The 26,570-nt window shown below is 43.7% G+C and carries 26 protein-coding genes; 16 read left to right on the top strand and 10 right to left on the bottom strand.

The genetic code is table 11. The features are described from left to right. The 7 genes from RM049_RS19330 to RM049_RS19300 all read left to right on the top strand — a co-directional run. Positions 1-264, top strand: a 264-nt coding sequence (locus tag RM049_RS19330) for a hypothetical protein (RefSeq protein ID WP_322705298.1), incomplete at its 5' end; no start/stop codon positions are given. Next, positions 197-3,208, top strand: coding sequence for a beta-phosphoglucomutase (gene pgmB / locus RM049_RS19325; protein WP_322705297.1), 3,012 nt, complete (start codon positions 197-199; stop codon positions 3,206-3,208). The genes RM049_RS19330 and pgmB, both read left to right, overlap by 68 nt. 355 nt (positions 3,209-3,563) lie before the next feature. After that, the gene (locus tag RM049_RS19320) at positions 3,564-4,913 is read left to right on the top strand and encodes an ATP-binding protein (protein ID WP_322691512.1); all 1,350 of its coding nucleotides are present in this window, start codon (positions 3,564-3,566) and stop codon (positions 4,911-4,913) included. Positions 4,914-5,096: 183 nt separating this feature from the next. Next, the gene (locus RM049_RS19315; protein WP_322691513.1) at positions 5,097-5,534 is read left to right on the top strand and encodes an Rrf2 family transcriptional regulator; all 438 of its coding nucleotides are present in this window, start codon (positions 5,097-5,099) and stop codon (positions 5,532-5,534) included. A 93-nt stretch (positions 5,535-5,627) separates the two neighbouring features. Next, positions 5,628-6,023, top strand: coding sequence for a pentapeptide repeat-containing protein (locus tag RM049_RS19310; RefSeq protein WP_322705296.1), 396 nt, complete (start codon positions 5,628-5,630; stop codon positions 6,021-6,023). A gap of 93 nt (positions 6,024-6,116) precedes the next feature. Then, positions 6,117-6,605 (top strand): DUF2243 domain-containing protein, encoded by a 489-nt coding sequence (locus tag RM049_RS19305; protein WP_322705295.1) that lies wholly within the window; start codon positions 6,117-6,119, stop codon positions 6,603-6,605. 209 nt (positions 6,606-6,814) lie between these two features. Beyond that, on the top strand, positions 6,815-7,447 hold the full coding sequence (locus RM049_RS19300) for a DUF4129 domain-containing protein (RefSeq protein ID WP_322705294.1): 633 nt from the start codon (positions 6,815-6,817) through the stop codon (positions 7,445-7,447). Positions 7,448-7,684: 237 nt separating this feature from the next. Here the strand turns inward: RM049_RS19300 and RM049_RS19295 are convergent, their stop codons facing one another. Beyond that, positions 7,685-8,965, bottom strand: coding sequence for an aspartate aminotransferase family protein (locus RM049_RS19295; RefSeq protein WP_322705293.1), 1,281 nt, complete (start codon positions 8,963-8,965; stop codon positions 7,685-7,687). 192 nt (positions 8,966-9,157) lie between these two features. Next, a complete protein-coding gene (locus RM049_RS19290; RefSeq protein ID WP_322705292.1) occupies positions 9,158-9,535 on the bottom strand; it encodes a hypothetical protein in 378 nt (125 codons plus the stop codon). 125 nt (positions 9,536-9,660) lie between these two features. On the opposite strand from RM049_RS19290, the gene RM049_RS19285 reads away from it, so the two are divergent. Both RM049_RS19285 and RM049_RS19280 read left to right on the top strand, forming a co-directional pair. After that, on the top strand, positions 9,661-9,843 hold the full coding sequence (locus RM049_RS19285; protein WP_229458098.1) for a hypothetical protein: 183 nt from the start codon (positions 9,661-9,663) through the stop codon (positions 9,841-9,843). A 132-nt stretch (positions 9,844-9,975) separates the two neighbouring features. After that, a complete protein-coding gene (locus tag RM049_RS19280; RefSeq protein ID WP_322705291.1) occupies positions 9,976-10,992 on the top strand; it encodes a potassium channel family protein in 1,017 nt (338 codons plus the stop codon). A gap of 261 nt (positions 10,993-11,253) precedes the next feature. Here RM049_RS19280 and RM049_RS19275 read toward each other — a convergent pair whose 3' ends face one another. The 3 genes from RM049_RS19275 to lysA all read right to left on the bottom strand — a co-directional run bounded on the left by RM049_RS19275 (position 11,254) and on the right by lysA (position 14,437). Next, positions 11,254-12,003 carry an isoprenyl transferase gene (locus RM049_RS19275; protein ID WP_322671572.1) on the bottom strand — a complete coding sequence of 250 codons (750 nt, stop codon included), beginning with the start codon at positions 12,001-12,003 and terminating at the stop codon, positions 11,254-11,256. Next, positions 12,000-12,923, bottom strand: coding sequence for a diadenylate cyclase CdaA (gene cdaA, locus RM049_RS19270; RefSeq protein WP_322671573.1), 924 nt, complete (start codon positions 12,921-12,923; stop codon positions 12,000-12,002). Before cdaA ends, RM049_RS19275 begins: the two co-directional genes overlap by 4 nt. 116 nt (positions 12,924-13,039) lie before the next feature. Continuing rightward, on the bottom strand, positions 13,040-14,437 hold the full coding sequence (gene lysA, locus RM049_RS19265; protein WP_322705290.1) for a diaminopimelate decarboxylase: 1,398 nt from the start codon (positions 14,435-14,437) through the stop codon (positions 13,040-13,042). A gap of 92 nt (positions 14,438-14,529) precedes the next feature. Between lysA and rimI the strand changes: the two genes are divergently transcribed. The 4 genes from rimI to RM049_RS19245 all read left to right on the top strand — a co-directional run bounded on the left by rimI (position 14,530) and on the right by RM049_RS19245 (position 19,334). Further along, positions 14,530-15,081, top strand: coding sequence for a ribosomal protein S18-alanine N-acetyltransferase (rimI, locus tag RM049_RS19260; RefSeq protein ID WP_322705289.1), 552 nt, complete (start codon positions 14,530-14,532; stop codon positions 15,079-15,081). 576 nt (positions 15,082-15,657) lie between these two features. Next, the gene (locus RM049_RS19255; RefSeq protein WP_322648268.1) at positions 15,658-18,126 is read left to right on the top strand and encodes an ATP-dependent Clp protease ATP-binding subunit; all 2,469 of its coding nucleotides are present in this window, start codon (positions 15,658-15,660) and stop codon (positions 18,124-18,126) included. A 142-nt stretch (positions 18,127-18,268) separates the two neighbouring features. Then, positions 18,269-18,595: a hypothetical protein gene (locus RM049_RS19250; protein ID WP_322705288.1), complete on the top strand. Its 327-nt coding sequence runs from the start codon at positions 18,269-18,271 to the stop codon at positions 18,593-18,595. 517 nt (positions 18,596-19,112) lie between these two features. Then, on the top strand, positions 19,113-19,334 hold the full coding sequence (locus RM049_RS19245; RefSeq protein ID WP_409882227.1) for a ferredoxin-thioredoxin reductase variable chain: 222 nt from the start codon (positions 19,113-19,115) through the stop codon (positions 19,332-19,334). 5 nt (positions 19,335-19,339) lie between these two features. On the opposite strand, the gene RM049_RS19240 is transcribed toward RM049_RS19245, so the two are convergent. The 5 genes from RM049_RS19240 to RM049_RS19220 form a co-directional block, all read right to left on the bottom strand. After that, positions 19,340-19,561 carry a hypothetical protein gene (locus tag RM049_RS19240; RefSeq protein WP_322671578.1) on the bottom strand — a complete coding sequence of 74 codons (222 nt, stop codon included), beginning with the start codon at positions 19,559-19,561 and terminating at the stop codon, positions 19,340-19,342. A gap of 129 nt (positions 19,562-19,690) precedes the next feature. After that, positions 19,691-20,482 (bottom strand): YdcF family protein, encoded by a 792-nt coding sequence (locus tag RM049_RS19235; protein WP_322705287.1) that lies wholly within the window; start codon positions 20,480-20,482, stop codon positions 19,691-19,693. Between the two features lie 153 nt (positions 20,483-20,635). Next, positions 20,636-21,142, bottom strand: a complete 507-nt coding sequence (locus tag RM049_RS19230; RefSeq protein WP_322705286.1) for a hypothetical protein — start codon at positions 21,140-21,142, stop codon at positions 20,636-20,638. A 131-nt stretch (positions 21,143-21,273) separates the two neighbouring features. Further along, entirely contained in the window at positions 21,274-22,803 is a 1,530-nt protein-coding gene (locus RM049_RS19225; protein ID WP_322705285.1) for an AAA family ATPase, read from the bottom strand. 176 nt (positions 22,804-22,979) lie between these two features. After that, positions 22,980-23,855, bottom strand: a complete 876-nt coding sequence (locus RM049_RS19220) for a hypothetical protein (protein WP_322671582.1) — start codon at positions 23,853-23,855, stop codon at positions 22,980-22,982. Between the two features lie 740 nt (positions 23,856-24,595). Between RM049_RS19220 and RM049_RS19215 the strand changes: the two genes are divergently transcribed. The 3 genes from RM049_RS19215 to RM049_RS19205 all read left to right on the top strand — a co-directional run. After that, complete coding sequence (locus RM049_RS19215; protein WP_322705284.1) at positions 24,596-25,189, top strand: hypothetical protein; 594 nt, start codon at positions 24,596-24,598, stop codon at positions 25,187-25,189. A 140-nt stretch (positions 25,190-25,329) separates the two neighbouring features. After that, positions 25,330-25,542, top strand: coding sequence for a hypothetical protein (locus tag RM049_RS19210; RefSeq protein ID WP_322705283.1), 213 nt, complete (start codon positions 25,330-25,332; stop codon positions 25,540-25,542). A 233-nt stretch (positions 25,543-25,775) separates the two neighbouring features. After that, positions 25,776-26,570, top strand: a 795-nt coding sequence (locus RM049_RS19205; RefSeq protein WP_322705282.1) for a tetratricopeptide repeat protein, incomplete at its 3' end; no start/stop codon positions are given.

The following is a 26,570-nucleotide window of genomic DNA, read 5'->3' as shown; positions in this document are numbered from 1 at the left end:
GTTAATCCACCTCGGAACTCCGTTAATCCACCTCGGAACTCCGTTAATCCACCTCGGAACTCCGTTAATCCACCTCTGAACTCCGTTAATCCACCTCTGAACTGGATTCATCCACCTCAAATACTCATTAACGGAGTTCAAAGACTCATTCATCTAGCTCAAAGACTCAAAATCCCGATTCCCCACTCGCCAACTTATGCAAACAAAAGGTCGTTCTCGCCATTTTATCTACACAGACTGGATATTAATCGAAACCCAGTTTGACCCTGAGCAATTGCACTCCAAAGAAACCGTCTTTACAATCGGCAATGGATACCTGGGAACAAGAGGCAGTTTCGAGGAAGGTTATCCTCATGCATTGCCAGCTACTTTTATTCACGGTGTCTACGATGATGTGCCTGTAGTATACACCGAACTGGTAAATTGCCCTGACTGGCTACCCTTGATAGTAATTGTAAATGGCGATCGCTTCCGTCTCGATCGAGGTGAGATATTGCGCTACGAGCGCCAGCTTGATTTACGCCAAGGACTACTTTTGCGTGCCTTGCGTTGGCGCTCTCCCAGTGGAAACACCATAGATATCAGCTTTGAACGCTTTGCTAGTCTTGCAGATCCTCACGTATTGGCGTTACGCTGCCATTTAACACCAATAGATTTTGAGGGATTAATTGAAGTTCAAGCTAGCATCAATGGCTATCCAGAAAATCAGGGTTTCAATCACTGGGAAGAATTAGATCAGGGCAAGACTAACCAAGGAATCTGGTTGCAACGCCGCACGCGCAACTCTCGAATTGAACTCGGTATGGCAGCTAAGTTAACAATATTAGGCACTGAAGCATCTTTGCAAGTCAATACCGCACCTGGTTATCCTACTTTGAGTACAACCTTCTTGGCGAAAGCGCAACAAACCGTAACGGTGGAAAAACTTGTGACCGTTTTTACCTCGCGGGAAATTGAAGCACCAGTTCCAGCAGCTCGAGAAAAACTCGCACACCTGCCAGATTATGCAACATTACTAAAAGCTAATGAGCAGGCATGGGATGAGGTTTGGCAGCAAAGTGACATCCTGATTGAGGGGGATAGTACAGCTACTTTTGCTGTTCGCTACAATCTGTTTCAACTGCTGATTGCTGCCCCACAGGATGATGACAGGGTGAGCATTCCCGCTAAAACCCTTTCGGGGTTTGGCTATCGCGGTCATATTTTTTGGGATACAGAAATTTTTATGCAGCCTTTGTTTCTGTTTACCCAACCAGCGATCGCCCGCAACTTACTCAGTTACCGTTGGCACACCTTACCAGGAGCTAGACGCAAGGCAGGCCATTACAGTTATAAAGGGGCAATGTTTGCCTGGGAAAGTGCTGATACCGGAGATGAAGTGACACCACGTTGGTCTATCGGCAGTGATTTTTATGGTGAAGACGTGCGGATTTGGTGCCGCGATCGCGAAATTCATATCAATGCAGATATCCCCTACGCAGTCTGGAACTACTGGCAAGCCACTGGTGATGATGACTGGATGCAAAAGTGCGGCGCAGAGATTATCTTAGATGCCGCGCTCTTTTGGGGTAGTCGAGTCGAATTCAATTCTGAGCGCTCGCGGTATGAAATTCAGGGAGTAATCGGAGCGGATGAATACCATGAATTAGTCCACAACAACGCCTTTACAAACCGGATGGCGCAATGGCATCTAGAGAAAGCGATCGCCGTCTATGATTGGCTGGCTGACAAATTCCCCGAACGAGCCACCGAACTAGAACAGAAACTAAAGCTGACTCCAGAGGAGCGATCGCACTGGCAAGATATCGTCGCCAAAATATTGTTTTTCTATGACCCATCAACAGGACTAATCGAGCAGTGCGAGGGATTTTTCCAATTGGAAGATATCAACTTAGCAGATTATGAACCACGCGATCGCTCTATGCAACCGATCTTAGGTATTGATAAAACCAACAAATCTCAAGTACTCAAACAGCCAGACGTATTAATGCTCCTATATTTAATGCGGGAATCAGCAGATTTTCCCTATAACGAAAAAGCATTGCAGACAAACTGGGACTACTACGCACCCCGCACTGATATTACTTATGGTTCGTCCCTTGGCCCAGCAGTTCAAGCCATTTTAGCTTCCGATTTGGGCAAATCAACTGAAGCTTACGAACAATTTATGCGGGCGTTAATGGTGGATCTTGAAGATAACCGAGGTAATACCAACGACGGAATTCACGGTGCTAGTGCTGGTGGAATTTGGCAAGCTGTAATTTTTGGATTCGGCGGCATCCAATTAACTGAAAATGGCCCTGTAGCCAACCCTCACCTTCCCCCTGGCTGGACGCGCTTAAAGTTTAAACTGCACTGGCGCGGGAAATGGCACGACTTTGATTTGCATTGGGAATTGGGCATGGAGCATGGGGCATTGGGCATTGGGCATGAGGAGAAGGGAACAAGAAGACAAGGAAACAACGCAGATAACGCAGACAACCAATTCTCAATGCCCAATACTTCGACTTCGCTCAGTACAAGTGCCCAATCCCCAATGCCCAACATCCAAGGATTCATTTTCGATTTAGATGGTGTGCTAACAGATACAGCAGAACTCCACTATCTCGCTTGGCAAAAGCTAGCTGATGAAGAAGGTATACCGTTTAATCGAGAAGCTAACGAAGCCCTGCGGGGTGTATCCCGTCGTGCTTCTCTGATGGTGATTCTTGGGAATAGAGCGTATTCGGAAGCACAAATCGAGGAGATGATGGAGCGTAAAAATCGCTACTATGTGGAATTGATCCAAAACATGACATCCCACGATTTGTTACCAGGTGCGATCGCCTTGTTGGATGAACTGCGGCAAGCTGGTATTAAGATCGGTATTGGTTCAGCAAGCAAAAATGCCCAGACTGTGATTGAGCGATTGGGCATTGCTGATAAAGTAGATGCGATCGCTGATGGTTATAGCGTCCAAGAACCCAAGCCAGCACCCGACCTCTTTCTGTACGCAGCCAAGCAGCTAGGAATCGAACCCGCGCAATCTGTGGTTGTAGAAGATGCCGCAGCCGGTGTTGAAGCCGCTCTCGCTGCTGGGATGTGGGCAATAGGACTTGGCCCTGTTGAGCGAGTTGGAGCCGCTCATATTGTTTTACCCAGTCTAGAAGGTATTAAATGGGCAGACCTTCGAGAGCAATTGAGTAATATTTCCAAACGAAAACATTAAATATAGCAAGGGACTGGGGACTGGGGACTGGGGACTGGGTGAAAAGCCTTTTTGTGTCTAAGTTGTATCGTGTCTGTTGATGTCCTAACCACCAAGGCTTGTGCTATAAACGAGAGCTGCTTGATTACTTACAGCAGATTTCCAGGAAGATGAAATAGACAAAGATTCATCTTAAAGCCAGGTATAAAGTATGTTTTACTCCTGAATTCTGCTGTATTCAGTCCTAATCAGCCCAAAGAACTAAAACTACCTAAAACTACATTGAAATTACTGATAGCTGCTAAACTCCAAAAGCTAATATCGTCTAAGTAGGGAATCTAAAACAAACTCCACTTTAGAAATTAGGAGCAAGAGCGTGAATTCGGACGATTTAGCTTTGCAGATAGAGAACATGCGTAAGCGCGTCGCCCTCTTGCAACGCCAGAACGAACAGCAAAAAGCACAAGCAGATATTCAACTCGTTACCGCAGTATTCAAAGAAGTTTACCTGGCTTTGGAAGAACTTCAACTAGTAAATGAAGATTTAAAGCAGCAAAATGAAGAATTATCCAAAACTCAGCAGGCTTTGGTAGCAGAAAATCAACGCTACCAAGAATTATTTGAGGAAGTCCCAGACGCTTATTTTGTGACTGATACAAAAGGGATAATTCAGGAAGCTAACTCAGCCGCTACCACTCTGCTTAACATTTCTAAAAGTTCATTGTTGGGCAAATCCATAGGGATTTTTGTGCTTGAGAAAGAAATAATTGCTTTTCATTTGAAACTAACTCATCTGCGCGATCGCGCTCAATTCCCAGACTGGAAAATGCAAGAATGGGAAGTAAACCTACGACCGCGTGACAAAACACCTATTATTGCTGCGGTTAAGGTGGTTGCTATCCGCGATCGACATAGTGAGTTAGTTAGTCTGCGCTGGATATTGCGGGACATTAGCGAAAGCAAGCGAACCCAAGCCAAGCTGCAATGGGCAGAACAGGCGATGCGACAAGCGCTTGCTAAAGAAAGGGAGTTTAGCGAACTTAAATCCCGCTTGCTCACCATCACTTCCCATGAGTTTCGCACCCCTTTGGCTACCATCCACTCTTCTGCGGAACTACTAGAACATTATCGCCACCTCTGGAGCGAACAGCGACAACAGACTCACCTGCGTCGCATTCAAAAATCAGTTATGCATATAACCCAGTTATTGGATGATGTATTAGTGGTGAGTCAGGATGAAACAAGCAAGTTAGAGTTTAATCCAACACCGATAAATTTAGTGGAATTTTGCCGCGATTTATTAGAAGAATTACAACAGAGCGATCGCTCACAACATGCGATCGTTTTTAGCAGTGAGTGCCAATGCACAGAAGCTAATTTAGACGCGAAACTACTGCGCCAAATCTTGAGTAATTTATTCTCAAATTGTCTAAAATACTCTCCCATTGGAAGTACAGTTAGGTTTTCTGTAACCACTAGCAACGAGCAAGCTATATTTCAGACTCAAGATTCTGGTATTGGCATTCCTGCTTCTGACATTGAACACATCTTTGAACCGTTCCATCGCGCTAGTAATACAGCCAATATCCCAGGAATGGGATTAGGGATGTCCATTGTCAAGCAGGCTGTAGATTTACACGGCGGCGAGATTACAGTTGAAAGTGCGATCGATGCGGGAACTACCTTTACAGTTATTCTGCCATTTTCAAGAAATTTCCATGTATAGCTAATCAATCACTTTTATTTATCGAATTTAAAAACAAAAGTAATTGCTTGTATGCTAGAAGGTCTTTAAAGTGGAGTAAGCCGGTCAACAATAGGTTGATTGTAAAGTTTTTCTTCGCAGTAGCTTAGGGAAACAAACTCAAAGACTTTGTATCTTTAAATATGAGCTTAAAATATTACGCCTGTGGTAATCTCTAACAAATCAGAATACGCACTTCTAGCCCTGTTAGAGTTAGCAACCTGCTACCCTAACGGTGAAGCCCTACAAATTCGAGAGATAGCGGCTTTGCAAGACATCCCGAACCGCTATTTAGAACAACTCCTAGCGACATTAAGACGTGGAGGTTTAATTAAGAGTATACGCGGAGCCAAAGGTGGCTATGTTCTGGCACGAGATCCCGGAAAAATTACAGTGTTGGATGCTTTTAGCTGCATGGAAGGGTCAGATATTATTGTCTCTCCTTCTGAGCCGACTCCTAATACAGTAGAAGGTGAGCTAATTCAGGAAGTTTGGCAAGAAGCACGTCAAGCTGCTAACTCTGTTTTAGCAAAATATACACTCCAAGACCTTTGTGAACGAAGATCGATCCGACAACAGAAGGAACTAATGTATTACATTTAGGAAGTATAATTACTAGTTCGTAATTCGTAATTCGTAATTCGTAATTAAAAGGGGAAGATGAAAGTAAGAACGAGCAATCTGTGACGCTGTTATATGCCTGAAGTCAATTTTCAACAGCCGATAAATAGTGCCGCTACTCTCGTGGAGAGTTATGCAGCAGGAAAACGGAACTTTAGTAAAGCAGAACTGGGTAATGCTGATTTGCAAGGCATTAACTTGAAAGGATCTGACCTAAGTTATGCTGACTTGAGTGAAGCTAACCTGAGTAACGCTAATTTGAGGGGAACTGATTTGAGCTTTGCTGATTTGAGTCAAGCTAATCTGAAGGATGCCGATCTTAGGGGAGCATTATTGATGTCAGCGAATCTCCGCCAAGCCGCTCTTAAAGGAGCGAACCTGGAAAAAGCAGATTGCGATCGCAGCACCCATTTTCCCCAAGATTTCGACCCAGTGAAAGCGGGTATGCAGATTAAATTTGAAGATTATTAATTTAAGTTAAACGATCGTACTTGCCTCAAGATAGAAGATATTTCTCTCAAAAGAGTTGTATTTTGGGAGAAAAGCCTATCTATGAGGTTGACAATGGAGGCGAAAAATGAAACCCTCAACCGACGCGCACCACTAATCACTGCTGGCATTTTTCTTGGTGTGGGTCTTGGAGGGTTTATTGATGGAATTTTACTGCATCAAATCCTCCAGTGGCATCACATGCTCAGTAACATCAGGCCTCTGACAAATAGGGCGAATATAGATTTGAACATGGTGTGGGATGGATTATTTCATACCTTGGATTGGGTATTCACCGTGGCAGGACTTGTGTTACTATGGCGTGCCGGAAGACGTGATGATGTTCCTTGGTCATCACAAACCTTTATTGGATCGATACTGATTGGGACTGGGTTGTTCGACTTTATTGAAGGTTTAATTGACCACCAAATTCTCGGTGTCCATCATGTGAAACCAGGCCCAAATGAGTTAGCTTGGGATCTAGGATTTCTGGCATTCGGTGCGCTACTTGTTCTCATCGGTTGGCTAATGATAAAAAAAGAGTCAAGAGTCATTAGTCATTAGTCATTGGTCATTGGTCATTGGGCATTGGGCATTGGGCATTGGGCGTTAGAGTGCTGAGTTAGGAGTTAGGAGTTAAGAGTTAAGAGTTTTGTTTATCTCCTTGTCCCCTGCTCCCCTGCTCCTCTGCCCCCTGCCCCTCTGCTTCCCTGCTCCAACTCATTATTCATTACTCATCCGCTCCCCCACTCCCCTGCTCCCCACTCCCTCCTATGACAGATACTTTTGAAAAAACTAGCTGGAATTGGCATTTGTCTCAATTCCAACAACAAGCGGGTGAATGGTGGGAATACCAGTTTTACCGCTTTGAACGGGCTTTACCAGAATTGCCTACTGGATGGTCAATTAGCCCAAGGCTTAGTGAATTGCTGAAATTCTTGTTTTGGCTGGTACTGGGATTATTTGTAGCGTGGGTGGGTTGGCGATTATGGCGAGAATTCAGTCCCTATATATATTCTTGGCTAAATAGAAGTGCCAATCTCACTGATTTTCGCGTCAAAACTCGCTCCAATGAGTCATCCATAGCCCTTTTGTTGGAGCGATCGCAAGAATTTTACCGTCAAGGTAACTACCGTGAGGCTTGCCGTTGTGTTTATTTAGCGATGTTGCAGCAGTTGGATAAAAATGCAATGTCTAGCGACAAGCCGCAGGGCGCCTACGCACCCCACAAACTCAGCCGTACTGATGGAGAATATTTGCAATTGCTGCGATCGTCTGTGACTTCCATACAGCCTTATGAAACTTTAATTACTACTCACGAGCAATTATGTTTTGGTAATGCTGAGATTTTGCCAGACAATTATGAGCAGTGTCGGCAAGCTTATCGAGAAATTTCCCCAGAATGAAAAAGAGACGTTACAATGCAACGTCTCTACACAAAACAAACAATATTTTATATGAAGAATTCAGAACTCAGGAGTCAGAATTCAGTATGAATTCTGTACGAGTGGGTGACGCATATTGGTTAAAAGCGAGTGAAATAGTTACTGGGCGAAAAAAATTAAAATATTCTCGCCTTAAAACTCTATCTCTTTATGGGTTGAGTATTCACCAATTCTGAATTCTGTATTCTGACTCCTGTTTTATTTGGTGAGAATTGCGATCGCCTTGTCCACAGCTTGCAAGGCAGTATTGACTTCCGCCTCTGTAACAATTAACGGTGGCACAAACCGGACTACTTTTGGCCCAGCTGGTACTAGCAATACACCTTCCTTGATGGCAGCATTGACGACATCGGCTGCGGTTATCTCGATGTCGGCTCGTAACTCCAAACCGTTGATTAAACCCCAACCCCGAACTTCGCCAATGTGCTGAGGATATTTCGCTGCGATCGCCTTCAATCCAGTTCGCAACTGTTCGCCCCTGTCTTGCACATTCTGCAAAATATTTTCCCGTTCCAATGTCTGGCAAACACTGAGTGCCACACCACACACAAAAGGATTTCCGCCAAAAGTGCTAGCGTGTTCCCCTGGTTGAAAAACATCGCAAAATTTCTTGCTCATCATTGCACCGATAGGGACACCTCCACCTAAGCCTTTAGCACTGGTGAAAATATCTGGTTCAACGCCGAGATGCTCGTAAGCCCATAATTTGCCGCTACGTCCCATACCAACTTGCACTTCGTCGAAAATCAACAAAACGCCAGTTTCATCGCAAATTTGCCGGAGCTTTTTGAAATAGGCAACGTCTCCTGGACGTACACCGCCTTCTCCCTGCAATGGCTCGATCAGAATTGCTGCTACCCGATAATCGCCTTCATCCAACTCGCTAATCGCTACTTCCACAGCGTTAATATCGTTGTAATTTACGTAGTGGAACCCAGGAACCAAGGGATCGAAGTATTTTTGATACTTCGGTTGTGCTGTAGCGGTAATTGTTGCCAAAGTCCGTCCGTGGAAACTGGCATTGGCGGTTAAAATAATCGGTTTTTCAATGTCTAATACTGTGTGAGCGTATTTACGCGCCAGTTTAATTGCGGCTTCGTTAGCTTCAGCTCCAGAGTTGCAGAAAAATACGCGATCGGCACAGGAACGATCGACAAGCCATTTTGCCAATTCACCTTGCTCAGGAATGTAATACAAATTAGAGACATGGTGCAGCTTTTGGATTTGGCGTGTTACCGCTTCTACCATCGCTGGGTGGACATGTCCTAAAGTACAAGTAGCAATTCCCGCTACAAAGTCCAGATATTCCCGTCCCTGCGTATCCCAAACTTGGCATCCAGCACCCCGTTCTAGGGCTAAGGGAAACCGGGCGTAGGTAGACATGACAGCTTCATTAAAGCTATCTGTATCAAAGGGACTAGATGCTGACCCTGAATCTGGGGGGATGGTGGCTTGGTCAACGAGAGTTTGTAGGCTCACTACCGCTCCTCCTGAAAGTTTTTCATTATATAGTTATTTACTAGTTTCCTAGAAATCCCTAAAAAATACTTTTTATTTAGCACAACTCGTACTTCTTCTTAAACTAACGTTTATATGACCTCAAAGGCCTGGTGGTGGTGAAAAAAAACTCCCCTTTGGGATGAAGGGAGTTTAGCGAGAAATTGAAAATAGTTACTGACCCAGTAGCCCAACAACCATTTCAAGGTGCATCTTAGCTTTGTGCAAATTCAGCAGGTTCTCTTGGTCAAATCTATCAGGGTAAGCCATTCTCCTACCTTCCAAGGTTATTTTGATGAGTGCTGCTTGCTCATCTGTGGGTGAATTCATTTCATCTATCACCCCTTCAAAAAATTGAATGGCGCTAAGTCCAGGAGATTTTAATCCCCTTCCTTCTCTTAGCTGCCCAAGTGCTAGCTGAGGGAATGCCATCAGAGAAGTAAGGTAGCTGACTTTGTATGCCGCACTGCCTGTAGGTTTAACACCGTATCGACGGCATAAGTCACGTAATTCTGGGATGGTTTTGATTTCTAACTCGGAACGCGTGAACATAAAATAGAGTTACCTCTTGTAAAAGTGGTATCGGTAGGTAACAACTTTTCCAGGGATGATACCTACCGATTTAAACTCTATTTCCTTGTATACATCAAATCAAGCCTTATTTATATCTCTCAACAATGCCTAACCCCAAGGGTAACCCTCAAAATTTTGAATCATCTCAACCAAGTAGAGAGTTAACCGATAATCTGAGTTTCCGGGTTACTAAGGAAATGAAGGAAGAGGTGAAAGCACAAGAAGACCCTCCAGAATTCTGTAGACGCGCTATCCAAGAAGCACTAGATAAGAAAAAAGGTAAGTAGTCCTGAGTTATTGGACTATTAGTATAGATAATTTTAAAGTTAGTAGAAAACTAGAAAAAGTAGGCTAAAAATACTATTTTTACCTCATTCTCAACACTTGAGCAAAAATATCAACGTATCCAAAAAGAGTTGATGGCTGGGGCGATCGCTCTTGGTGGTGTTTTCTTGATTGGCACTTTGTGGTATTGGTTAGTGGAGGGCTGGTCATGGGAAGATGCAGCTTACATGACAGTTATCACTTTGGCGACTGTGGGATACGGAGAGACGCAACCACTCGGTAGTCGAGGACGATTGTTTACAATTGCCCTGATTTTGTTAGGTGTAGTCAATATCGGTTACATTGTCAATAGATTTACAGAAGCGATTATTCAAGGGTACTTTCAAGAAGGAATTCGGCTACAACAACAGAGGCGGTTAATGGAATCCCTATCAGAACATTACATCATCTGTGGATTTAGTCGGACTGGTCGGCAAATTGCCAAGGAATTTCGGACAGAAGGTGTAGCTTTTGTAGTAATTGATTCGGAGACGGAATCAATACAAAGGGCACAGACTGAAGGTTACACAGCATACCAAGGTGACGCTACATTAGATGACACACTCCTAAAAGTTGGTATTGAACGAGCGATGTGTATCGTTGCAGCCCTTCCCTCTGATGCTGAAAATTTATACATCGTCTTGTCAGCAAAAACGCTGAATTCAGGAATTCGGGTAATTGCACGGGCAAGTACAGAAGAAGCTTTGCAGAAGTTACGACGCGGTGGTGCAGATGAAGTGATATCCCCCTATATTACTGGTGGAAAGCGGATGGCTGCTGCGGCTCTCAGGCCCCAAGTATTGGATTTTGTAGATGGGATTTTGACTGGTGCAGACCGCCAGTTATATATGGAAGAATTTTTACTCGATCCAGCTTTCTGTCCTGTTGTGGGTCAAAGTTTGCAAAAGGCGAGATTGCGATCGCAAACTGGAGCATTGGTTCTGGCAATTCACCGTGTTGATGGAACTTTAATCGGTGGCCCCACTGGCGATACGATTTTAATGTCGGGAGACAGACTAATTGGTATGGGTACAGCAGAGCAATTGCGTAGCCTGAATCAAATTCTCGGCCCAATGAATTCCAAGAAACTGCGACGACCGAAAAATAGTTGATTTTATTTAATTACTTTTTTATCCCAATTAGGTATTGGTTGTATAGCACAAGCCTTCGTGGTTAGGACATTAACAGATGATAAAACTTAGACACAACAAGACTTTTCACCCAGTCCCCAGTCCCTTGCTATATAAATAAGTTGGCACAAGAAAACCAAACTATGTGAAGAAAGATAAACTAGACTAAAACCCTTTTCCTCCTGCCTGATGCCAACGACAAATTTTTACGCCGACCTACTTAGTCTAATTGCGTAAACAGATTTAGACTTTCCCAAATCGCCGCTCCCGTTGCTGGTAGGCACACAAGGCACGATGAAATTCGGCACGGTCAAAATCGGGCCAGAGAGCATCGGTAATATAAATTTCTCCATAAGCCATTTGCCAGAGAAGAAAATTTGAGAGGCGGATTTCTCCACTGGTGCGAATTAACAAATCTGGATCAGTAATTCCGGCTGTGTACAAGTGGCTCTCAAACACCTGTTCATTAATTTCATTGGGTTGTAGCACACCTTGCTGGACAAGCTTAGCGATCGCCTGACAAGCTTGTAAAATTTCTTGCCGTCCACCATAATTAGTTGCCACCGAAAACCGGATACCGCGATTATTCTTAGTTTCTTCCATTGAACGGGAAATTTCTTGTTGAAGCGATCGTGGCAGGTCTTGCAAATTCCCTACAAACTTAATTTGAACATTTTCTTCGACCATTTCCCGCAGTTCTTGGCGCAAAACTCTTTGAAATAGAGTCATCAAAAAATCTACTTCTTCCTGCGGTCTTTTCCAGTTCTCTGTTGAAAAAGCATAAGCTGTCAACGCCTGAATTCCCCAATCCTGACAACAGCGAAGTAAATCCTTGAGAGCATCTACTCCTCGCTTATGACCCATAATTCGGGGTAGACCCTGACGTTTAGCCCATCGACCATTACCATCCATAATCACCGCAACGTGCTGCGGCAATAATTCTCGTTTTAAATCGGTAGGTAAATCTTGCAGTTTAGTTTGTTGTAGTGTCATTTTTTATCTCGAGAAGCGGTCGATGGTAATCTGAGTAAACGTGAAACCAGTGCTAGTGTCTTCCCACCTATCCGACGAACAAAACTCAACAGACCAGGAGCAACAGCTTCCCTATCCACGGTTGGAGACAAAACAGCCTCTAATGACTCTTTCAGTTTCCTATTCGTCAGCGGTCTATTTAGGGTTCCCCGTTCCGCTAAGGAAATAGAACCCGTTTCTTCAGAGACAACGACACAAATGCAATTTTCGACCCGCTCAGTAATTCCCATTGCTGCCCGGTGGCGTGTTCCCAGCTGGCGCGAGGCTGTGCGTCCCGAAAGTGGTAAAATTATACCTGATGACACAATCCGTGAGCCACGAATCAATGTCGCTCCATCGTGTAACAAAGTTTTCGGCTGAAAAATTGTCTGGATTAGTTCTTTAGAAACTTCCGCATTTAGCTTTACTCCTGGCACAGAAAAATCTCGCTCATCAATTGGCCCTGTGGTTTCCACAATTAGTAAAGCTCCAATGCGGTTTTTTGACAATTCTTTAACAGCCTCAACAATTTCATCAATTACGCTATCAGATTTGGGGATTGCCAGACGGTCGGGTTGAAACAGCTGGCGGAATTCGCCACGCCCCAATTGCTCCAAAAACCGCCGAAACTCTGACTGTAGAGCAACTGCCATCGCCACAGCACAACCAATCACCAACTTTTCTAGTACAAAACTTAGCAGAGGTAGTCCGAATCTGCCACTGAGTGCTGAGGCTAGCATTAAGATAATGAATCCCCGCACCATCCATAGTGTCCGGCGCTCACTAATAATAACTAGTATCATGTACGTCAGCGCCAGCACTAACACAATATCCAGAGTCCCAAGTAGCAAGGACTGTGACCACCCCAGGTTTGTCAGCCATTGCTTCCACCAATCTCTCATGACATCTGGATTAAACTTTTGCCTCTAATTTACAGTTGGTCATTTGTTATTTGTCCTTTGTCATTTGTCCTTGGTCATTTGCAAATGACCAATGACTAATGACCAAGGACAAATGACTATTTCTTTAGTCTTTCTGGTAGGCGATCTTGTCGAATTAAATCTTCATAAGTTTCACGTTGCAAAATTAAATTTGCTTCGCCATTTGCCACTACGACAGCTGCCGGTCGAGGCAAGCGGTTGTAGTTAGATGCCATACTGTAATTGTACGCACCAGTTCCCATAACTACGAGAATATCCCCTGGTTCAGTCTTTGGGAGTAGAGCATTTTTAATCAGAATATCTCCTGATTCACAATGTTTACCAGCAATTGTGACTGTTTGGGTTAAAGGTGAAGACATTTTATTGGCAACTACTGCCCGATAAACTGATTGGTAAGTAATCGGTCGGGGATTATCAGACATTCCCCCATCGATCGCTACATAGGTACGAATTTCTGGAATAACTTTGGATGAACCAATAGTATAAGCAGTAACGCAAGCCGTGGCAATTAGCGATCGCCCCGGCTCGCTAAGTAATTTCGGCAAAGGCAGATTTTCGGCCGCACAAGCTGCTTGAATTACTTCACAAATTGCCTTCACCCACTCTTCAATGCTAGGGGGATCGTCTGATTCTATGTACTTAACCCCTAAACCGCCACCAACATTTAACTCTGTGATATTTAAACCATACTTCCTGGCATCCCGCAGCCACTGCACCATAACAGCAGCCAAATCTTGATGCGGTTGGCGCTCAAAAATTTGGGAACCAATATGAGCATGTACCCCTACGCAATGAAGGATAGGTTGTTGACTGACAAAAGCAAACACTTCATCTAAATCGTTGGGATCAAAGCCAAATTTGCTATCTAAGTGTCCCGTGCGAATATATTCGTGAGTGTGGCACTCAATACCGGGAGTTAACCGTAGCATGATGCGGATTGGTTGAGCAGGTTGGGCTATTTCGACAAGGGTACGCAACTCATACCAATTATCCGCCACAATGGTGACATCAGACTCGATCGCTAAAATTAATTCTTCACGAGATTTATTATTTCCATGAAGGTAGATTTTATTGGGACTAACACCCGCTTGTAGGGCGGTGTAAAGTTCGCCTCCGGAAACTACATCAATTCCCAGTCCTTCAGATGCGGCGATCGCACAAACAGCTAAACAATTCCAAGCTTTTGAGGCGTACAATACTTGAGATTCGCCCTTGTAATATTGCTTGAAAGCATCTCGGTATTGCTGACAAGCCGAACGCAGGGTTTCTTCATCTAAAATATATAAAGGTGAACCAAACTGCTCAACTAGGGTTGTGACATCACACCCACCAATTTCCAAGAGGTCATGATGATGAACTCTGGCAGTCAAGGGTAAAAGTTCTTGATTAGGCGAAGGATTTGCACTGGTGTCGTGTCTTTGAGGTAAATATTGACTTCCAGAATGTTGAACCCCAGTGGGGTGAGTCGATACCATAACTATAAAAGTTTTCCTTGTTCAAATTACGGGCTTTGAGTTCGTCTCCCGATTCCCAGTTTACAAAGGGTTTGTAACGTTATTCAATAAATGTGATTTCATTAGACTTAGAAATTAAATTACTCACCCCAGAACATCTGAGTGCTTTGTTGGAACTGGATCGAGCCTGTTTTGGTGGTCTATGGACAATGGAGGGCTACCAACGAGAGTTGGACAGTCCCAACAGCGATTTACTGGGTTTATTCTCTCCTGTCGATAATTCGAGACTACTGGGGATGGGTTGCTTTTGGTCAATTTTAGAGGAAGCCCATATTACAATTTTGGCGGTTCATCCCGAATATCAGCGTCAAGGAATGGGTGCGGCTTTATTATATTCACTTATTAAGACAGCTTGCGATCGCAAAATGGAGCGAGCTACCCTCGAAGTCCGAGCTTCCAACTTGGGGGCTATATCTTTATATCAAAAATTTGGCTTCAAAACAGCTGGGCGGCGGCGGCGTTACTACCAAGATAACGATGAGGATGCTTTAATCCTTTGGCTCCCAGATTTACAACACCGCAAATTTAAAGCAACTTTAGACCAATGGTATTCCATTGTCAGCGATCGCCTCGAAAAATCCTCTTGGCATTTGCTTTTTAAGTAAGTCCGCGAGAAGATTTATAACTATATTATTGCGTTCGCCCCTGGCGTTCCCGTTGGCTACGGAGCAAAGAAAAGTGAAGCAATTACATGGGTTTTGAAGGTTTTACATTTTGTTATATAGTTAGCTTTATTTCTGCCTACCTATTTAGTTGGGTATGAGTAATTTTGGATTATTAGGGCTTGCGATCGGCTTCAGCAAAAAAATGTAACTTTGTCGCACCTATTTTTATTTAAATATTTTATCTAAAAAATAAATTATATAAATAAATTGTATATTAATTATTTTTGCTTGATATTAAAAAATACATATGTTAAATATAAATGTTTGGGATTGAGTCAAAAAACCCTTAATCTAAACGGTCAACTATTTGTAATAAATCCCAATAAATCCCAAAAACGCTGGTAAACTAAAGCTCCTCAGTACACTAGCAAGATAGAAGTAGTCAATAGTTAACAATTAGCCCATCAACCCAAGTCATAGGTTCAGGATGTCTATAATCTGTTATACAGGCATCCAAAAGCTTTGCCTGTGCTAAAATCAGCATACCGGCACGACCGCAGATGATGGGATAAAGCCATGTTTGAGCGCTTCACAGAAAAAGCCATTAAGGTAATCATGCTGGCCCAAGAAGAGGCCCGCCGTTTAGGTCACAACTTTGTCGGAACCGAGCAGATCCTCCTGGGTCTGATTGGCGAAGGCACTGGAGTGGCTGCTAAGGTGCTGAAATCAATGGGCGTCAATCTCAAAGATGCCCGAATTGAAGTTGAAAAAATTATAGGACGGGGATCGGGCTTTGTTGCCGTGGAAATTCCGTTTACGCCACGGGCGAAGCGAGTTTTAGAACTTTCCTTGGAAGAAGCACGCCAACTGGGGCATAACTACATTGGCACCGAGCATCTGCTGTTGGGCCTAATCCGCGAAGGGGAAGGCGTCGCAGCCAGGGTGCTAGAAAACCTCGGTGTGGATCTATCTAAGGTAAGAACCCAAGTTATTCGGATGTTGGGAGAAACTGCCGAAGTTTCACCAGGCGGTTCATCCGGGCGCACAAAAACCCCGACTCTGGATGAATTTGGCTCAAACCTGACCCAAATGGCAATAGACAATAAGCTCGATCCGGTGGTAGGACGCGCCAAGGAAATTGAGCGGGTGATTCAGATATTGGGTCGCCGAACAAAAAATAACCCAGTGCTGATTGGGGAACCAGGGGTTGGTAAGACTGCGATCGCTGAAGGTTTAGCTTCACGCATTGCCACCAAAGATGTCCCTGACATCCTCGAAGATAAACGCGTCGTCACCTTAGATATTGGTTTGCTCGTAGCAGGAACCAAGTATCGAGGTGAATTTGAAGAACGCTTGAAAAAAATCATGGATGAAATCCGCTCGGCGGGTAATGTCATTCTCGTGATTGATGAGGTACACACCTTAATTGGTGCGGGTGCAGCAGAAGGTGCGATTGACGCAGCAAATATCCTCAAGCCAGCTTTGGCCAGAGGTGAGTTGCAGTGCATCGGCGCTACAACCTTAGATGAATACCGGAAGCACATCGAGCGAGATGCAGCCCTAGAGCGACGTTTCCAACCAGTAATGGTTGGCGAACCTACAGTTGATGAAACAATTGAAATTTTATATGGTTTGCGCGAACGCTACGAGCAACACCACAAACTGAAAATCTCCGACGAAGCATTAGTAGCGGCGGCGAAATTGTCAGACCGTTACATTAGCGATCGCTACCTACCAGATAAAGCCATCGACTTAGTTGATGAAGCTGGTTCTAGAGTGCGCTTGATTAACTCCCAGCTGCCACCCGCAGCCAAAGAGTTAGACAAAGAACTGCGTCAGATATTAAAAGAAAAAGATGATGCAGTGCGCTCCCAAGACTTCGATAAAGCTGGAGAACTGCGCGATCGCGAAATGGAAATCAAAGCCGAAATCCGGGCGATCGCTCAAAGCAAGACCAATGCAACTGGCACAGAACATGAAGAACCTGTAGTTACAGAAGAAGACATTGCTCACATTGTCGCTTCCTGGACTGGAGTACCGGTGAACAAACTCACCGAATCTGAATCTGAAAAGCTGTTGCACATGGAAGATACCTTGCATCAGCGTTTAATCGGTCAGGATGAAGCTGTCAAAGCAGTTTCACGAGCAATTCGTCGCGCTCGTGTCGGTTTGAAGAATCCCAATCGACCCATAGCTAGCTTTGTCTTCTCTGGGCCTACTGGTGTAGGTAAAACCGAGTTGGCGAAGTCCTTAGCTGCTTACTTCTTCGGTTCCGAAGAAGCGATGATCCGCTTAGATATGTCGGAATACATGGAGCGTCACACTGTCAGCAAGCTGATTGGTTCCCCTCCTGGTTATGTTGGTTATAACGAAGGTGGTCAGCTGACCGAGGCCGTGCGGCGGCGTCCTTACACCGTGGTGTTGTTCGACGAAATCGAAAAAGCGCACCCCGATGTTTTCAATATGCTGCTGCAAATTTTGGAAGACGGTCGGTTAACTGATGCCAAAGGTCGCACGGTAGACTTCAAGAACACCTTGCTGATTTTAACTTCCAATATTGGTTCTAAGGTAATTGAAAAAGGCGGTAGCGGTATCGGGTTTGAATTCTCCGAAGATGCCAGCGAGTCAACTTACAACCGGATTCGCTCTTTGGTGAACGAAGAACTCAAGCAGTACTTCCGTCCAGAGTTCCTCAACCGACTCGATGAAATTATCGTCTTCCGTCAGTTGAGCAAGCCAGAAGTGACCCAAATCGCCGAAATTATGCTCAAGGAAGTATTTGGTCGTCTCACTGAAAAGGGTATCACCTTAGAAGTTAGCGATCGCTTCAAGGATCGGTTGATCCAAGAAGGTTACAGTCCCAGCTACGGCGCGAGGCCATTACGTCGGGCAATTATGCGCCTGTTAGAAGATAGCCTAGCAGAAGAAATTCTGTCTGGTCGTATCAAGGATGGCGATACAGCCCTTGTTGATGTGGATGAAAATGGCGTTGTGCAAGTTAGTTCTCAACAGCGTCGGGAATTGTTACCCCAAGGCGTTGAGTAAGATTTAGGGTTTGGGATTTTTTAGATTAGATCCCAAATTAAAAAACGGTAGAGTATTAATTGCTCTACCGTTTTTTGTTTGAATATGTCTAATACAGACGAAGAATACCGCGTTATTCCCCCACAAGATCCAATATCGATATTTGAGAGAAGCGATCGTAACGGGACAACTCCCCCCTGCTTTAGAAGCGTATTATCAGCAGCATTTGCACAAGATGATTCCCCCCAACTCGCCAAGTCTTGAGAGGGAATTAAAATCATCTGTACTGAAGAAATTAGCGCAAGTTTCATCAGTTGTATCAGCAGAAAGCATTGCTAGTACAATTGATGCTGATGAATACGATGTCGAAGAAGTTCTAGAAAATTGGCGTGAGTTTTTAACACTCCAGGAAATTGATGGAGAAATCCACTACAGTCTTTATCATTCCAACTTCCGCGATTTTTTAAGCAAGCAAGTAAATTTTAGTTAGACTCTATAATGCTTCGGTATTGAGTCGAATAAAGACCTAACCCCCAACCCCTTCCCTACTAGCGTTGGGGAGTAAGATTCAAAGCCTCTCGCCTCTTAGGAGAGAGGAATGGAAGTGAGGTCAAATTCTACAGCATACAAAGGAGCGATCGCAATCACCAAGCATCTGCCATAGACGAAACATTCGTGAGAGAGTTGACCTGGGGAACATCCTAGCGTCAAGATAAAAGGGTTGGATATCTTGTCAAAGTACTAAGCACATCCGATATCGCCTGATTTTCTTTCATTTCCCTGCTTTTGGGTTAAAGAGAAAGGCTATGGGCGATACTTATTAACGTGGCAAAAAACAGAAAAAAGTACGCGCGGATTGCTAAGACGTGCCTGGACGCAGAGGGTTAAGCCGTTGCACCCCGATGAAGCGTCAAGAAATAGCTGATTAAATCAAATTCTAAGCGATTTAATCATATATTTTGTAGCAGATACTTGTGGAAAAGAAAATGCTAGGTGTAAATGTTGTTATGAAAGTTGGCGATCGCGTCCGCGTTAAAGATTCGGTAGTGGTGTATCATCATCCTGAACATCGGAATCAGCCTTTTGACATCAAAGGTACAGAAGGCGAAGTTACAGCTATTGCCACCCAATGGCGAGACAGACCAGTAAGCGCTAATCTACCGATTGTAGTCCAGTTTAGTAAAAAGTTTAAAGCCCATTTACGTGAAAACGAATTAGAAGTCATCTAAATCACTTATCGGCGGCGAAACCACTGGAAAATATTCAGTTCGCCGCGCATTCTTTTAAGTTCTTGGCGGTTTTGTTCTGCTGTTGTATAATACCAATCACAATAACGCTGAAACTCCGATCGCGACCGAACTTCGTGGTAAAACTCATGGGTTGTTTGGTAAGAGGCAAAAGCTTCTTCAACTTGAGGTTGAGCAACTGGAATAATATAAGGTAAATTTTTTGACATAAAATTAAGAGTCGTAGAGACGCGATCGCGTCTGTTTTGAATTGAGATAATTACCGCACTTCTTAATTAATAACTCATAATTCCTGTACAGACGCGATTAATCGCGTCTCTCCTAACTCCTAACTTTAATTAAAGCCAACCGCGTAAGCGATAAACTAAAGAACCAATATACTCTTTTAAAGCGATGGTAAATTGGTGTAAGTTATCAGTATCAGGTAATAAATTTAGTATGGCGGCTTTGGGAGTACTACCGAGTTCTTGCAACTCACCCTCACTAACTAAAAAGTCAGTAGGTGCAGGAATAGCATTGATTCCTTGACGCTGGAAAATCTGAAGCGATCGCGGCATATGCATTGCCGAAGTTACTAATAATACCTGACGAATGCCACGAGATGACAAAATTTTTTGGACATTTACAGTATTTTGATAAGTATTCAGAGAGTCCGGTTCTTGGACGATCGCCTCAGATGGAATACCAATAGATGTAAGTATTGTTGCCATATCTGCCGACTCTGGCGAACCACTTCCACGCCAATCAATGCGACCGCCGCTCAGAATGATTATAGGCGCTTTTTTCTGGCGATAAAGTTGTGCGGCGTAGATGACGCGATCGCCTGCTTCACTTAAATCGACAGTAGGTCTTGGGAAAAAAGCTGATTTAGTTGCGCCACCTAAAACCACAATTGCTTCTGCATTAGGTATTTGGGCGGGTGGAAGATTTTGCCATTCTAGCGATCGCACTAATGATTTAGCGATCCAAGCATTGCTAGAAAATAGCAATAAAATTAGGGAAAAAACAATTGCGATCGCCGCAGTCCGGGGTCGTTTCCACAAAGTCACTAATGCTACTACCAAGCTTACACAGGCTAATCCTAGTGGATAAAAAAATAGTGGTAGTAATTTGGATAGATATAAAAACATATTATTAGGGCATGGGGCATGGGGAATAGGGCATGGGGCATGGGGAATAGGAGATGAGGAAGTGATGAAGAAAAACTATTGATTATTGACCAATGCCCAATTCCCAATGCCCAATGCCCAATGCCCAATCCCCAATCCCCAATCCCCAAATTATTACCTTTCCCAAAACTTGTAATTGAAACTACTTCCAGGAGCGCGACGGTAACGGCGACCGGCTCTTCTGATTTGCCGTTTGTTGATCCTTTCATTCGTTGGTTCAACTTCAACCTCTTCTGATTCTTCAACTTGCAACTGAGTTCTAGTTTCTTCCTTACTTCCCCACCAAGCAGTAATCCAGCCTCCACCTAAAGCACCTAATCCACCAAGCAAGATACTCATAGGTGCTGGATAGCCTAAATATACAAAACCCAGCATGAAAAATAACCAGTATTTCAATCCTGCATCAACACCATCAGAGGAGGCTACATTTGGTGCTTGGGGGCTATTATCAGTTACATTTGCGATCCAGCTTAAGATGAAACCGCCCATGATTCCTAAGAAGATGCTTAGGGCTGGTGCGGAGCCGGTCATTATTAATATAAATGTTAAAAATGCCCCAAATAATAGTTGAGAAAAGAAGCTGGGAGAAATACTGAATAAGTCGTTCTTTTTGTCTGCCATAAAATAAAAAACTTATTTAACAAATTACTAATGACGCTTGATAGCAAAGCGTTAGCGACGTAAAAGCGTCTGACTCTAACGTAATTCCTAATTTTCGATTCAATTACGAATTACGAATTACGAATTACAAATTATTTTAATTGTGGCTGTTGTGGTTGAGTTGTATCCCAAATCTTTACATAAGGTTGTTCCTCTTCAGTGAAAGGTTCAGCTTGTTTAATTTGTGAGGCTAATAAATCGGCGGTGGCGTCAGCAATATCACCAGTGCGATTGTTCAAACGCTCTTTTAGAACTTCAAGTGGTGCTGTGCATTGGATAATCTGAACGGGAAGTTGATGTTTTGTAGCTTGGGCGATCGCTTCTTGGCGTAACTGCTGTTTATCATACTTGGCATCCAAAATTACCGAAAAACCTTGTTTAGCCAGGATAATTCCCAATTCTAACAGCCGTGTGTAAGTTTTCTCGGTCATCTCTGGTGTATATAAATCGTTGCCACCCCGTTCCCACAAAGAAATTCCCCCTAAATGCTTCCGCACCGCATCAGAACGCAGGTGAATCGCTCCCTGTTGACGGGCTAAATGTCTTGCTGTGGTACTTTTACCAGAACCCGACAACCCCGACATCAAAATTAGTTGTCCCTGCTTGGGTTTAGTGTATTTCCAAGCTTGTTTGTAATAATCAGTGGCGGTTTTTGTCGCTTCTTCTTTCACCGTTGCGGGTACACTCGGATCGTCTAGTAAAAATGATGTCACCTTCGCCCGGACATAAGCCTGACGGCTTAAATACAAGGGCAACACCTGTAAGCCTTCCCAGTCTCCAGTTTGCTCTATATAAACATTCAAAAACGCATTACCCAAGTCTTGACGCTGGCCAGCTTCCAAATCCATCACAGTGAACGCCACATCGTACATCACATCGACAAAGCGAAACGACTCATTAAATTCAATGCAATCGAACAACAAGATTTTATCGTGCCACTGGGCAATATTTCTCAGGTGTAAATCCCCATGACATTCACGAATATAACCGTTGTGAATTCTGCTAGCAAATAATTCTGGACGTTCGGCAAAAAATTTATCTGTATATTGCTTTGTTTCTGTAAATTGCGCCTGAGTCTGGGGGCCACCAATATACTTCTCAGTTTGCTGATAATTCTCATCAAAGGCAGCCCGGATATTTGGCACTTCGCCAAAAGTGCGAATGTAATCATTCGTCTGTGCTTGGGCATGATATTGAGCAACCACTCGTCCCAACTCATTTAGAAGTGTCTCATTTAACTTACCTTCTTCAAAAAGGATACTTAGTAGCGACTCTTGAGGAAACTGACGCATCTTCAGCGCATATTCTACAGCCTCGCTCGTTCCCCCTAACTGGTATTGCTCCCCTACTAAAGTTATGGGCAAAACTTCTAAATATAATTCACCAGCACCGCGTTGATTTAACCGTAACTCTTCCTGACAAAAATGCTGCCGCTTATCTAAGGTAGAAAAATCCAAAAAGCCAAAATTCACAGGTTTTTTCAGTTTATAGACGTAATCCCCAGTTAACAGCACATAAGAAGCGTGGGTTTGAACTAGTTGAATAGGTTCTGTTACCTTATGGGGATAAAATCCCGGCTGCAACATTTGCTCGATAAAAGCTGGAAGAGTCGCTTCTGTCATCTCTTTGCTCTACGGGTTCAAATACAAAAAAACCAGGAGTTTCCTCCTGGCTATCATCAAAAATTATTACACAGTTTACCAATTGAGTGTTGATAAGCTAATGCACTATTTTCTGTGATGACTGTCATTAGTCATTGGTCATTGGTCAATTGAGAATGGTGCAAGATATCAGCATATCAAGGAGAACTCGTTTTAGAAGCTTCTGGACTGCGAATGATGATATGTCCCTTCTCACTTTCTTGAATAGCCAACACAGATGGAATCTCGCCAGATTTTGCGTTTGAGGGTAATGCTCGAAACAAATAAATCCAGCCGCCACGTTCTAGGAGTAAGCGCCAGACTCGCGGCTGCTGTGGATTGCTGATGTCATTATCTTCTCTGCCTCGCAAGTCGTCGAATAGACCGCGATCGCCAATAATGCGATAACCTTTCAAAGATGGATCTGCAAATATATCATCAAGTTTGCGTCCCACAGCAAACTTTTCTTCAGGTGTAATTAAAGCTACAACAGGTAAGGTGGAGTTTTGACCAGCGTCTCGTCGTGCATCTGCGATGCCTTGCCAACGAGCTAACCAAAATATCACAATTAATACCCAGGATACTATGACTATCTCATTGACTAGCGATCGCAGAAATTCCACTGAGCGCAGTTGTCCAGAACTAAATTCAGCCAGAGATTTTAGCCGTTTAGCTGTCCATGACCGTTTGTGTTGGGTTGCAGAGATGATGCGACTCAATAGTAGTTGGCTTGCAGAGACTACAGTCTCACTAACGATCTTAATTAACCATAATGTTGCCTGAATAGCGATCGCAGCTACAAAAAAAGCGATCGCACTTTTGCAGATTGTCCAACCATCTCCGAGAAATATTTGCAGGGGAACTATCAAAAAAGACTGTGCGGGTAAGTCGAGGGTATTGACTTCTAGCTGAAAAAAGTAGAAATATGACCAACGGTAAATCCAGCCTGCAAAGAAAAGCGCCGCACCCAGTAAGCCAAGTACACTTGTGAATTTACCTAAAATATTGGTTTCCTGGTTAGGGGTTTGGGTCATACGAAAAATAGGGGAGATGAGAGAAACAATATAGCGTTTCTCATTTGTGTGCAAATACACTCTGACCTCTCTCCAAACCTCTCTCCTAAGAGGAGAGAGGCTTTGAATTTTACTTCCCAACGCTAGTAGGGAAGCGGGGTGGTTTCATACAAGCAGAGAAAAACTAAAACTGGGTTTCAAAGCCTCTCCCCCCGTGGGGGCTTCTGTGTACACACATCTTGGTAATGAAGCGCAAACCTCGGATTTACCCCCCTTAATCCCCCCTTGCAAAGGGGGGAGATTAAAGATCCGGTTCCCTCCCCTTTGCAAGGGGAGGGTTAGGGTGGGGTAAAAGTGACGCAAAAACCCAGATGAGTAAGCTATTTCAGACTTGTGTGTACACTGTAGCCCGATGCCTTGGGGGAAATATCCGGTTCCCGGTTCTCCCCCAAGGCATCGGGGAGTTAGAGGGGGTGAGAAGGACTTGTGTATACACGGTAGCCGTGGGGGAGAGGAATGGAAGTGAGGGAAAAAGCCTGGACACTAAACGAGAAATCAAGACTTATGTATTTTTCTTTTTTTGTATGAAACCACCCTGCCTAACGCTAGTAGGGAAGGGGTTGGGGGTTAGGTTTATATTGCACAACTACAAACTGTTACAGGTAAATAATCAGTTTGTTTTAGTGATTTTACGGAAATTTAGTATATGCCTCTGAAGTTTAATGAGAAAGTTAAATCTAGTCAAATACACTGTTAAAGCCATGAAAGTTTTTTTCCAGAGATCGGTTGTGGCAATCTTAGTAATGGCAGCAGCACTAGCAGGGAACATCCAAGCTGTAATTAGCAAGGATGTCACAACGGAAAATTTCTTCTTAGCACAGACACAAATCAAAGCAGATGAATTAGAACTTCCAGTGGCCTTACCAGAGTTAGCAGAAGTCATCCTAAAAGCAGGTGGGTCAAACAGTGGTCGAGTAATCGGAATTGATGCACAGACAGAAGCACTATCAATTCAGCGTAGTGGCAAAACTGCCACAATTCCCCTGAGCAAAATTCAAAAAGTAGTCTTCAAGAATGGGGCGTTAGCTTACAGAAGCAATGGGCGGCAAATTATCCGGGGTGAGCGAGACCGTCCCACAGGTCAGCTTGTAACTTGGAATGGTATACCCCTAAATACTTTTACCGTAAAAAATCCTACTCAGGGTCAAGCGGTGGTGAAACTTAAACCACCTGTAGTTTCCACAGCACAGTTGCTGGGTATTCAGTCAGTGGCTAGAAATCGGCAATATGTGGTGAATGAAATCCAGTTCAATTCGCAACAAAGAACGATTAACATTCTGGCAAACCCTTATTGATTCGTGAATTATTTTAGCTGTACGCTTCTATAGCATATTTGTGTCTACTCAACGTAAATCCCTAATTTAGGCTTTTGCTGATGTTGATAACAAAAACTTCGATGCTAGCAACAAATGTTTAAACGTTTGTAACAAATGCTTTGGTGCTGGCAACAAATGTTCAAGCAGTTGTAACAAGTATTCAAATGTTTGCAACAAATATTCAAGTAGTTGTAACAAGTATTCAAACATCTCTAACAAATGTTCAAGTAATTGTAATAAGTATTCAAATATTTATAACAAAGGTTCAACTAGTTGCAACAAATATTCAAACGTTTGCAACAAACGTTCAAACATTTCCAACAAATGCTTAAACATTTGCAAGAAATGTCCCAACGTTTATAACAAATGCTCCGATGTCGGCAATAAATGTTTCAACCTTTATAAGACTTACGCAAAGTAAAGGTATTTTTGTTCTTGCGATCGCTCCGCTTGCTCTTAGCGTTCCTGTAAGGTAGCAATCCCAGACTTGACTAAATACTTTTGATGTTGCTAACGACAACTTTTGCTAACACGCAATTAAAAACAGCTACCTTTGCGCTACTCTATGAAAAAAATTCTCACCAGTCTTTTGGCTGTGGGCTTTTATCTAACGCCTTTAACAGTGATGCTGATGGCTCAACCCACCTGGGGACAGACTCAAAACTCCCAAGCGCAAGAAGCACAAAAACTGTTAGAGCAAGGGATAAAACTAACACAACAACAGGAACACCAACAGGCAATACAAATATTCCAGCAGGGTTTAACCATTGCACGACAACTCAAAGACCAAAAAATTGAAGCAACTGCACTGCTTGGGCTTGGCTTTAACTACAACGCTTTAGGAGAAAAGCAAAAAGCACTCGATTTTTACAACCAAGCTCTGCCCCTATATCGGGCTGTGGGCGATCGCTCTGGTGTTGCGACTACACTCAATAACATCGGTGCAGTCTACGACGATTTAGGAGAAAAGCAAAAAGCACTCGATTTTTACAATCAAGCTCTGTCCCTTAGACGTGCTGTGGGCGATCGCTCTGGTGAAGCAACTACACTCAATAACATCGGTCTAGTCTACGACGGTTTAGGAGAAAAGCAAAAAGCACTCGATTTTTACAATCAAGCTCTGCCCCTTAGACGTGCTGTGGGCGATCGCTCTGGTGAAGCAACTACACTCAATAACATCGGTCTAGTCTACGACGGTTTAGGAGAAAAGCAAAAAGCACTCGATTTTTACAATCAAGCTCTGCCCCTATATCGGGCTGTGGGCGATCGCTCTGGTGTTGCGACTACACTCAATAACATCGGTGCAGTCTACGACGGTTTAGGAGAAAAGCAAAAAGCACTCGATTTTTACAATCAAGCT

The organism is Nostoc sp. DedQUE04 (genome assembly GCF_034530995.1).
Taxonomy (GTDB): Bacteria; Cyanobacteriota; Cyanobacteriia; order Cyanobacteriales; family Nostocaceae; genus Nostoc.
This window is presented reverse-complemented; position numbering and strand designations above follow the sequence as displayed.